The sequence below is a fragment of the Frigoribacterium sp. AC759 genome, assembly GCF_979256015.1.
Genome location: NZ_CEEDMT010000009.1, coordinates 94502 through 103448, shown reverse-complemented (window position 1 = coordinate 103448; position 8947 = coordinate 94502). Strand labels below are relative to the sequence as shown.

The window sequence follows — 8947 nt, the reverse complement described above, 5'->3', positions numbered from 1 at the left end:
CCACCGGGCGGGCTACGCCAGGCGGTCGACCAGCTGCGACGCGATGCCCGTGTAGGTCGGCGGCGTCAGCGCGGACCCGCCGCGAGTGACGGGAACCCGCCGAACCCCCCGGCAGCGCGCAGAACCGCAGCGCACCGGACTGCAGCGCGCAGAACCGCAGCGCGCAGAAATGCACCGCCCAGCACCGCGCGGGGCGGAGCCGAGGAGGCGCGGGTCGGCGGGTCCCGCCGGCGCCGGTCAGTGCCCGCGCGGCTTGTCGGCGTCGTCGAGCTCGTGCTGCTCGTCGTCGTTGGGCTTCGCCGCGAGGGCGAGCATGGCGATCACGACGAGGGCGACGATGAAGCCGATGCAGAGGAAGATCAGCGCGAGGTCGAGTTCGCGGGTGGTGAGCAGCACGACGACGCCGATGAACACGGCGAACACCGCGCTGAGGCCGAGGAACTCGGCGGGGCGGACGCGGTCGCGCCAGCTGGGTTGGGTCATCTCTGGGGTACTCCGTCTGAACTGGTGTCGGCGTCTGAAGCGGGGTGGGCGGGGATCCCCGCCGGGTCGGGTGTCGTGGTCTGCCACTTGAGCGACAGGCCCGCGATCACGAGGAACACGCCGACGAGGGCACCGTACGCGCCCAGCAGGCCGACCAGCACGGTCGACGAGGTCAGCACGCCCTCGATCCGCTCGATGCCGCCGAGCTCGCGGGCGTAGTCGGGCGGCACGAGCACGAAGGCCAGGGCGAGCGCGAGCGTCAGCGCCCCGACGGTCGTCCAGTCACGGGCGAGCGGCGAACGGCCGCGACGCCGCAGACCCGTGACGAGCTCGAGTGCCCCGGTCACGAAGGCCCAGGCCAGGACGACGGCGACGAGCACGGTCAGCCCGCCCGACGAGAAGACGAGCGCCGCGATGCCGGCCAGGAGACCCACGACGCCCTGCACCAGCTGCAGCGTCCGACTCGACGGGTCGGACGACAGGCGGGTCGCCGCGCCGAGCGCGAGGACGAGCCCGGCGACCAGGGTCGCCGCCCCGAAGACGATGAGCCCGATGCGGGCCGAATGGTCGGGTGAGAACGTGATGATCACGCCCATCGCCAGGGCGGGCACCGCGCGGAGCAGCGGGACCGGCCAGTAGCGCGCGCTGCGGGCAGCGTCGGGATGGGCAGACACGGGACCTCTTTCGGGCGTCGGGGAACCCGAGGAGTTTACCGCCCCTCCCCTGACAGGCCTCCGGGACGATCACCCGTCGCTCACCCCTTCTCACGACGGTTACCCAGGGGGCTCCCTTACGGTCGCTACATCCAAGGGCGCATCGCTCACGACACGCGGCTGGGAAGTCGACCACCGCCGGAGCCCGATGACGTCCGTTGCACCATCCCCGACCACCGACCGCTTCGCCGACTCCGGTTTCCGGGCCACCGTCCCCGGCCGGGTCAGCAAGCCGACGAGCACCTACTCCGAGCTGCTGAAGAGCGTGCGCGACGCGGGTCTCCTCAAGCGTCGCACCGGCTTCTACATCACCGTCTTCGTCGTGCTCGTGCTGAGCCTCGGCGGTGCCGCCACCGGCTTCGTCCTGCTCGGGTCGAGCTGGTTCCAGCTGCTGATCGCCGCGGCGCTCGGGGTCATCCTCACGCAGTTCGCGTTCCTCACCCACGAGGCGTCGCACCGTCAGGTCTTCGCGTCGGGCACGACGAACGACAAGGTCGGCCGCGTGCTGGCCGCCGGGGTCGTCGGCATCAGCTACGCGTGGTGGATGACGAAGCACACGCGTCACCACGCGAACCCGAACACCAAGGGCAAAGACCCCGACATCGCCTTCGACACGATCTCGTTCCTCGAAGAGGACGCCGCGAAGCAGCGGGGCGTGCTCGGCTTCATCACGCGCCGCCAGGGCTACTTCTTCTTCCCGCTGCTGCTCGGCGAGGGCGTCAACCTGCACGTGACGTCGTTCCGCACGCTGCTGGGGCGTCAGAAGGTCGAGGGCCGTGCGCTCGAGATCACGCTCATCGCCGTGCGTCTGGCCCTGTACTTCGGCGTCGTGTTCTGGTTCCTGCCGCTCGGCATGGCGTTCGCGTTCATCGGCGTGCAGATGGCCGTCTTCGGCCTCTACATGGGCTCGTCGTTCGCCCCGAACCACAAGGGCATGCCGATCATCCCCGAGGGCGCCAAGGTCGACTTCCTCAGCAAGCAGGTCCTGACGTCGCGCAACATCACGGGCCGCTTCTCGACCGCGTTCATGGGCGGGCTGAACTACCAGGTCGAGCACCACCTGTTCCCGAGCATGGCGCGCCCGCATCTGCGGGCCGCGAGCCGCCTCGTGAAGCAGCACTGCGCCTCCTACGACATCCCGTACACCGAGACCACGATCACGAAGTCGTACGGGATCGTCGTCCGCTACCTGAACCGGGTCGGGCTCGCCGCCCGCGACCCGTTCGACTGCCCGGCCGCCCAGCAGCTGCGCCCCCGCTGAGTCGGTCGCTCGCCGCACCGGTCGCCCAGCGCGCCGGTCGCGAGCAGGTCGACCGCAGACCGCCCCGCCCCTCGATCCGTCGATCGGCGGGGCGGTCCGTCGTCTCAGCCCGTCCGGCCGTCGCGTCGCGTGACGAGGAAGTCCACGTACCGCACGCGGGAGTCGGCGTCCGGTCGGGGTCGGCCGGCCGCGACGTTCTGCCGACGGTGGTCGGTCACGTCGTCGGATGTGCGGGTGCGGGGCTTCGAGTAGCCGACGATCCGGACGGGTTCGGTGGCCGGGTCGCTCCGATAGGTGCTCGTCACGATCGGTCCGCCCTCCGTCGAAGAGCCCCGGCGGTCGCGCGGGGACGCTCTCAACCTAGAGACGGCGCCGAACGCGGTGAAGGGGGTTGCCAGGGCGCGGCGACGCTGCTACGAGCCGCCCCCGGAGCGGACCAGCCGAGGAGGCGCGGGTCGCCGACCCGGCGGGCGTCACGCGGTCGCGGGCCACGCCTCCAGCTGCCACCCGAGCCACGGGCTGAAGGCGAAGGGCGCGGCGGCCACGGCGCGGCGGAGCTCGGCCGGATCGACCCAGGCCCACTCGGCGACCTCGTCGGGCGACGGGTCGGGCGTGCCGACCACCCGGGCGGTGAACACGGGGCAGATCTCGTTCTCGACGACGCCCGAGGCGTCGGTGGCGATGTAGCGGAAGTCGGGGAGGATGACCTCGACGTCGCTGACCTCGATGCCGAGCTCCTGCGAGGCGCGGCGGCGGACGGCGTCGGCCGGCGTCTCGCCGGGGGCCGGGTGGCCGCAGTACGAGTTCGTCCAGACACCGGGCCAGGTCTTCTTCGACAGGGCGCGCCGGGTCACGAGCACACGACCGAGGTCGTCGACGACGTGGCAGCTGAAGGCGAGGTGCAGGGGAGTGGTGGCGGTGTGGACGGTCGCCTTCTCGGTCGTCCCGACCGGTTCGCCCGACTCGTCGAGCAGCACGACCAGCTCGGCCTGCGGCCCCGGAGCGATCTCGTGGGGCTCGACCGCTGAGGAGGGTTTCTCGGATGTCATGAGAGGTAGTCTGCCTGGCGTGGACGGTGAACTTCTTCGCGAACGGACGCGGGAGCGGCATGAGCGTGTCGACGCCGTCCTCGACGGCTTCTTCAGCCTGGCCAAACGCCGGGCCGAGTCGGTCGGCTCGCGCTACGTCGATCTCTGGTCCGTGCTCGAGCGCAACAGCGCCGGCGGCAAGCGGTTCCGCCCGCGCATGGTCTTCACGGCGTACGACGCCCTGGGCGGTGGCGACGAAGACGCCGTGGCGGGTGTCGGGGCGGCCTTCGAGCTGCTGCACACCGCCCTCATCGTGCACGACGACGTCATCGACCGCGACTTCTCACGGCGCGGCATCCCGAACGTCTCGGGCAGCTACCGCGACACCGCGACGACCGCCGGTCTCTCGACGCCCGCAGCCGAGCACCGGGGCATGTCGGCCGCCGTCATCGCAGGCGACCTCGCGCTGACCGGTGCGAGCCGCCTCCTCATGCAGGTGCGTTGCGAGAGCGGGGTTCAGGCGCGCCTCCTCGACATCCTCGACGAGGCCATCTTCGTCAGCGCCGGCGGCGAGATGGTCGACGTCGAGCTCTCGCTGTCGGACGACGTGCCGACGGTCGACGAGATCCTGAACATGGAGCGCGCGAAGACCGCGGTCTACTCGTTCGAGGCCCCGCTGCAGGCCGGCGCCGTCCTGGCCGGGGCCGGCGACGACGTCGTCGACGCGGTCGGCGAGTTCGGCCGCGAGGTCGGGGTCGCCTACCAGCTGGTCGACGACCTGCTCGGCGTCTTCGGCACCGAAGAGAGCACGGGCAAGACGACGCTCGGCGACCTCCGCGAGGGCAAGCGCACCGTGCTGATCGCGCATGCCGCGACGACCGACCAGTGGTTCGCGATCCAGCCCTTCGTCGGCAAGGCCGATCTGACCCCGGACGAGGCCGCGCACGTGCGCAGCAGGCTCGAGGCGTGCGGTGCGCGGTCGTTCGCCGAGACGCTCGTCGAGCAGCACGCGGCACGGGCCCTGGCCGTGCTCGAGGGCCCCGCGATCGGCGACGCCCTCCGAGACGCCCTCAGCCCGCTCGTCTCGACCGTCCTCGAGAGGGTCCGATGACCGGCCTCGCGCTGTACGACACCGTCGCCGACCAGACGGCGTCGGGGGTGATCCGTCGGTACTCGACGTCGTTCGGGTTGGCCTCGCGCCTCCTCGGGGCCGACGTCCGTCAGCACGTCGAGAACGTCTACGCGCTGGTGCGGGTCGCCGACGAGATCGTCGACGGGCCGGCCGCCGAGGCGGGGCTCGACCCCGAGTCGTCCGCGCGGTGCCTCGACGAGTTCGAGGCCGAGACCGAGCGGGCCATCGAGACGGGCTTCAGCGCGAACCTCGTCGTGCACGCCTTCGCCCGAACCGCGCGCACCGCCGGCTTCGGCAGCGAGCTGACCCGCCCCTTCTTCGCCTCGATGCGCGCCGACCTCAGCGCCCGCGAGCACGACGCCGAGTCGTTCGACCGCTACGTCCACGGCTCGGCCGAGGTCGTCGGTCTGATGTGCCTCCGCGCGTTCCTCCTCGGGCACGCGTTCCCGTCGTCGACCGTCGCCGAGCTCGACGAGGGCGCCCGGCGCCTCGGCGCGGCCTTCCAGAAGGTGAACTTCCTGCGCGACCTCGCGGCCGACTTCGAGCAGCTCGGCCGCAGCTACTTCCCCGGGGTCGACGTCGGCTCGTTCGACGAGGCCACCAAGGCCCGCCTCGTGGCCGACATCGACGACGACCTGCGGGTCGCCGGCGACATCATCCCGGTGCTGCCCGCGACGTCGCGACGCGCGGTCGCCCTCGCGCACGGCCTGTTCGCCGAGTTGAACCGCCGTCTCGAGGCGACCCCCGCCTCCTCGCTCATCCGCGCCCGTGTGCGCGTGCCCGACCCGGTGAAGGTCCGCATCGCCCTCGCGTCCGCCGCCGGCCGCACCACCCGCATCCCCGACCGCCCCGCCGAGAGGACCTCGTGAGCACACCCTGGCTCGACCGCGCCACCGGAGACACCACCGTCGAGCGGCACGGCTCGCGCGCCGTCGTGATCGGCGGCGGCATCAGCGGTCTGGCCTCGGCGGCGCTGCTCGCCCGCGAGGGCCACGACGTCGTGCTGCTCGAGAAGAACGACGCCGTCGGCGGTCGCGCCGGCTCGTGGAGCCACGACGGGTTCCGCTTCGACCTCGGCCCCAGCTGGTACCTGATGCCCGAGGTGTTCGACCACTTCTTCCGGCTGATGGGCACGTCGTCGGCCGAGCAGCTCGACCTCGTCGAGCTCGACCCCGGCTACCGCGTCTACTTCGAGCCGTCGGCCGACGGCGGGTCCGACGCGCCCATCGACGTCCCCCGCGGTCTCGAAGAGAACGTCGCGCTGTTCGAATCGATCGAGCCCGGCAGCGGCGACCGCATGCGCAGCTACCTGCGGTCGGCCCGCGACACGTACGAGATGGCCAAGCAGAGGTTCCTCTACACGAGCTTCGAGAGCGTCGGGCCCCTGCTGCGCGGAGACGTCGTCGTCCGTCTGCCGAAGCTCGCGCGCCTCCTGCTCCAAGACCTCGACACGTTCGCGTCGCGCACGGTGAAGGAGCCGCGACTGCGGCAGATCCTCGGCTACCCCGCGGTGTTCCTCGGATCCTCGCCGTTCAAGACGCCGAGCATGTACCACCTGATGAGCACGCTCGACCTCGACGACGGCGTGCTCTACCCGCGCGGCGGGCTGATCACCGTCATCGACGCGATCGAGCGCGTGGCCCGCGAGGCGGGGGTGCGCATCGAGACCGAGGCGTCGGTCACGCGCGTGACGACCGCGGAGCCCGTCGTCGGCGAGGGTCGTGCCGGCCGGGTGCGCTCGCGGGGCGTCGCCACCGGGGTCGAGTACGTCGACGCCGACGGCGAGGCGCAGCGCCTCGAGGCCGAGGTGGTGGTCGGGGCCGCCGATCTGCACCACATCGAGACCACGATGCTGCCCCCGTCGCTCCGCACCTTCGACGACGACTACTGGACGAAGCGCGACCCGGGGCCGAGCGCCCTGCTGATGTACCTCGGCGTCGAGGGCGAGATCCCCGAGCTCGAGCACCACACGCTGCTGTTCGCGAACGACTGGCACGAGAACTTCGACCGCATCTTCGGGGCCGACAAGCGCATCCCCGACCCGCCCTCGCTCTACGTCTGCAAGCCGAGCACCGTCGACCCGTCGACCGCGCCCGAGGGTCACACGAATCTCTTCGTGCTCGTCCCGCTGCCCGCCGACCCGGCGCTCGGTCGCGGCGACGTCGACGGAGACGGCGACACGCTGATCGAGCGGCTCGCCGACCTCGTGATCGAGCAGATCGCGAGCTGGACGGGTGTCTCCGACCTCGCCGACCGCGTCGTCCTGCGGCGCACCCGCGGCCCCCGCGACTTCGTCGACGACGTCAACGCCTGGAGCGGCAGCATGCTCGGCCCGGCCCACACCCTCGACCAGAGCGCGATGTTCCGCGCCGGCAACACGTCCGAGCACGTCGAGAACCTCTTCTACGTCGGCGGGTCTGTGCGACCCGGCATCGGTCTGCCGATGTGCCTGATCAGCGCCGAGATCCTGCTGAAGAACCTGCGCGGCGACCGCAGCACCGAGCCGCTGCCCGAGCCGGGCGAGTCGACCTCGAGCGCGCCTCCCCGGTCCGAGTCCGCCGCCTGATGGGCCTGCTCTACCTCGTCGCCCTCTGCATCTCGATCTTCGGCATGGCGATGCTCGACCGCCGGTTCACGCTGTTCTTCTGGCGTGACGCCCCGCGGGCGTTCGTGACGCTGCTGGTCGGCGTCGTGTTCTTCCTGATCTGGGACATCGTCGGCATCGACACCGGGGTGTTCTTCCGAGGCGAGACGTCGTTCATGACCGGCATCCAGATCGCCCCCGAGCTGCCGCTCGAAGAGGTCTTCTTCCTGACGCTGCTCTGCTACCTGACGATGAACCTCCTCGCCGGCACGCGGCTGATCGTCGATCGTCGCGCCTCCGGTCGAGAGGGCGGCGCCTCATGACGTACTGGGCGATCAACGCCGTGTTCCTCGCGCTCGTGGCCGTGGTGGCGGGGGCCGCCGTGCTGGCTGCCTGGTGGCGCGGTCGGGCCGAGCGCGCCTCCTCGGCGGCCCGTGTCGCCCGCGTGCGCGCGGCCGGCCTCTCGACGGTCGTGCTGCTGCTGATGACCGCCGTCTTCGACAACATCATGATCGGGGTCGGTCTGGTCGACTACGCGCCCGACCGCATCAGCGGCGTGAAGATCGGCATCGCCCCCCTCGAGGACTTCGCCTACTCGGTGGCCGCGCTCGTGCTGCTGCCGTCGGTGTGGACCCTGCTCGGCGGACGCCGGGCCCCGAAGGAGGCGCGCTCATGAAGACGCTGACCGCCCTGTTCTGGTCGTCACGGCCCCTCAGCTGGATCAACACGGCGTTCCCGTTCGCGGCGGCGTTCATCCTGACGTCGGCGAGCGGCACCGTCGCGTACGGCGGGTCGTACGTGCCGCTCGACTCGGACGGCTCGAGTGCCGTCGCCGTCCTGTCGTCGGACGCGACCGGCTTCTTCGACTTCGGCGCCGTGCCCTGGCTGATCGCGATCGTCGGCATCGTGTACTTCCTGGTGCCCTACAACCTCGCGATGTACGGCATCAACGACGTCTTCGACTACGAGAGCGACCTCCGCAACCCGCGCAAGGGCGGGGTCGAGGGCGCGCTGCTCGACCGCGGTCTGCACCGCACGACGCTGTGGGCCGCCGTCGTCACGAACGTGCCGTTCCTGATCTTCCTGGTGATCGTCGGCAGCCCGCTCAGCTGGCTCGTGCTGGCCATCAGCGTCTTCGCGGTCATCGCCTACTCGGCACCCGGGCTGCGCTTCAAGGAGCGCCCGTTCGTCGACTCCATCACGTCGAGCACGCACTTCGTCAGCCCCGCCGTCTACGGGCTCGCGCTCGCCGGCGCGACCGTCACGCCGCAGCTCGTCGCGCTGCTGGGCGCGTTCTTCCTGTGGGGGATGGCCAGTCACGCGTTCGGCGCCGTCCAGGACGTCCTCGCCGACCGCGAGGGCGGCATCGCGTCGATCGCCACGGTCATCGGGGCGAAGGCGACCGTCCGGTTCTCGGTCGTGGCGTACCTCCTCGCCGGGGTGCTGATGACCCTCACCGAGTTCCCCGGCCCGATCGCGGCGATCATCCCCGTGGTCTACGCGATCAGCTGCGCCCCGTGGTGGAACGTCGCCGACGCCGACGCGGAGGGCGTCAACCGCGGCTGGAAGCGGTTCCTGACGCTGAACTTCCTGTCGGGCTTCGTCACGACGATGCTGCTCATCTGGTGGGTCGCCCTGGCCTGAGACGGCCCCGGCCCGAGACGGCCCTGGCGCGAGACGGCCGTGGCCCGAGGCGGCGGACGAACCGACGCGCCTCCCGATGTTCACCTCCGTGATAGGTACGCC

At 71.3% G+C, this 8947-nt stretch carries 11 protein-coding genes; 7 read left to right on the top strand and 4 right to left on the bottom strand.

Annotation, left to right across the window (positions count from 1 at the left end; genetic code table 11):
* Positions 1-237: 237 nt before the first annotated feature.
* Both ACZ6JE_RS09140 and ACZ6JE_RS09135 read right to left on the bottom strand, forming a co-directional pair.
* Positions 238-483: a hypothetical protein gene (locus ACZ6JE_RS09140; protein ID WP_192061634.1), complete on the bottom strand. Its 246-nt coding sequence runs from the start codon at positions 481-483 to the stop codon at positions 238-240.
* Positions 480-1157 (bottom strand): HdeD family acid-resistance protein, encoded by a 678-nt coding sequence (locus ACZ6JE_RS09135; protein WP_320480086.1) that lies wholly within the window; start codon positions 1155-1157, stop codon positions 480-482. Before ACZ6JE_RS09135 ends, ACZ6JE_RS09140 begins: the two co-directional genes overlap by 4 nt.
* A 187-nt stretch (positions 1158-1344) precedes the next feature.
* Here ACZ6JE_RS09135 and ACZ6JE_RS09130 point away from each other — a divergent pair, with 187 nt between their 5' ends.
* Positions 1345-2457, top strand: coding sequence for a fatty acid desaturase family protein (locus ACZ6JE_RS09130; RefSeq protein WP_192061633.1), 1113 nt, complete (start codon positions 1345-1347; stop codon positions 2455-2457).
* Between the two features lie 104 nt (positions 2458-2561).
* Here the strand turns inward: ACZ6JE_RS09130 and ACZ6JE_RS09125 are convergent, their stop codons facing one another.
* Positions 2562-2762 (bottom strand): hypothetical protein, encoded by a 201-nt coding sequence (locus ACZ6JE_RS09125; RefSeq protein WP_464318754.1) that lies wholly within the window; start codon positions 2760-2762, stop codon positions 2562-2564.
* A gap of 168 nt (positions 2763-2930) precedes the next feature.
* Positions 2931-3506, bottom strand: a complete 576-nt coding sequence (idi, locus tag ACZ6JE_RS09120; protein WP_243215273.1) for an isopentenyl-diphosphate Delta-isomerase — start codon at positions 3504-3506, stop codon at positions 2931-2933.
* A gap of 19 nt (positions 3507-3525) precedes the next feature.
* Here idi and ACZ6JE_RS09115 point away from each other — a divergent pair, with 19 nt between their 5' ends.
* From ACZ6JE_RS09115 to ACZ6JE_RS09090, 6 genes are read left to right on the top strand one after another with little or no spacing between them, the layout of a single operon-like run.
* Positions 3526-4596, top strand: coding sequence for a polyprenyl synthetase family protein (locus ACZ6JE_RS09115; protein WP_243215272.1), 1071 nt, complete (start codon positions 3526-3528; stop codon positions 4594-4596).
* A complete protein-coding gene (locus ACZ6JE_RS09110) occupies positions 4593-5486 on the top strand; it encodes a phytoene/squalene synthase family protein (RefSeq protein ID WP_192061629.1) in 894 nt (297 codons plus the stop codon). Before ACZ6JE_RS09115 ends, ACZ6JE_RS09110 begins: the two co-directional genes overlap by 4 nt.
* Positions 5483-7183 carry a phytoene desaturase family protein gene (gene crtI, locus ACZ6JE_RS09105; RefSeq protein ID WP_464318753.1) on the top strand — a complete coding sequence of 567 codons (1701 nt, stop codon included), beginning with the start codon at positions 5483-5485 and terminating at the stop codon, positions 7181-7183. The genes ACZ6JE_RS09110 and crtI overlap by 4 nt, the downstream gene beginning before the upstream one ends.
* A complete protein-coding gene (locus ACZ6JE_RS09100) occupies positions 7183-7524 on the top strand; it encodes a lycopene cyclase domain-containing protein (RefSeq protein WP_243215270.1) in 342 nt (113 codons plus the stop codon). The genes crtI and ACZ6JE_RS09100 overlap by 1 nt, the downstream gene beginning before the upstream one ends.
* The gene (locus ACZ6JE_RS09095) at positions 7521-7877 is read left to right on the top strand and encodes a lycopene cyclase domain-containing protein (protein WP_192061626.1); all 357 of its coding nucleotides are present in this window, start codon (positions 7521-7523) and stop codon (positions 7875-7877) included. The genes ACZ6JE_RS09100 and ACZ6JE_RS09095 overlap by 4 nt, the downstream gene beginning before the upstream one ends.
* Complete coding sequence (locus tag ACZ6JE_RS09090; protein WP_464318752.1) at positions 7874-8845, top strand: prenyltransferase; 972 nt, start codon at positions 7874-7876, stop codon at positions 8843-8845. The genes ACZ6JE_RS09095 and ACZ6JE_RS09090 overlap by 4 nt, the downstream gene beginning before the upstream one ends.
* Positions 8846-8947 lie beyond the last annotated feature (102 nt).

What these genes read in the sequence shown, in the direction of transcription:
- ACZ6JE_RS09095 (WP_192061626.1), top strand. Translation starts at nt 7,521, where the DNA reads ATGACGTACTGGGCGATCAACGCCGTGTTCCTCGCGCTCGTGGCCGTG.
- idi (WP_243215273.1), bottom strand. Translation starts at nt 3,506, where the DNA reads ATGACATCCGAGAAACCCTCCTCAGCGGTCGAGCCCCACGAGATCGCT.
- ACZ6JE_RS09140 (WP_192061634.1), bottom strand. Translation starts at nt 483, where the DNA reads ATGACCCAACCCAGCTGGCGCGACCGCGTCCGCCCCGCCGAGTTCCTC.
- ACZ6JE_RS09130 (WP_192061633.1), top strand. Translation starts at nt 1,345, where the DNA reads ATGACGTCCGTTGCACCATCCCCGACCACCGACCGCTTCGCCGACTCC.
- ACZ6JE_RS09110 (WP_192061629.1), top strand. Translation starts at nt 4,593, where the DNA reads ATGACCGGCCTCGCGCTGTACGACACCGTCGCCGACCAGACGGCGTCG.
- ACZ6JE_RS09100 (WP_243215270.1), top strand. Translation starts at nt 7,183, where the DNA reads ATGGGCCTGCTCTACCTCGTCGCCCTCTGCATCTCGATCTTCGGCATG.
- ACZ6JE_RS09090 (WP_464318752.1), top strand. Translation starts at nt 7,874, where the DNA reads ATGAAGACGCTGACCGCCCTGTTCTGGTCGTCACGGCCCCTCAGCTGG.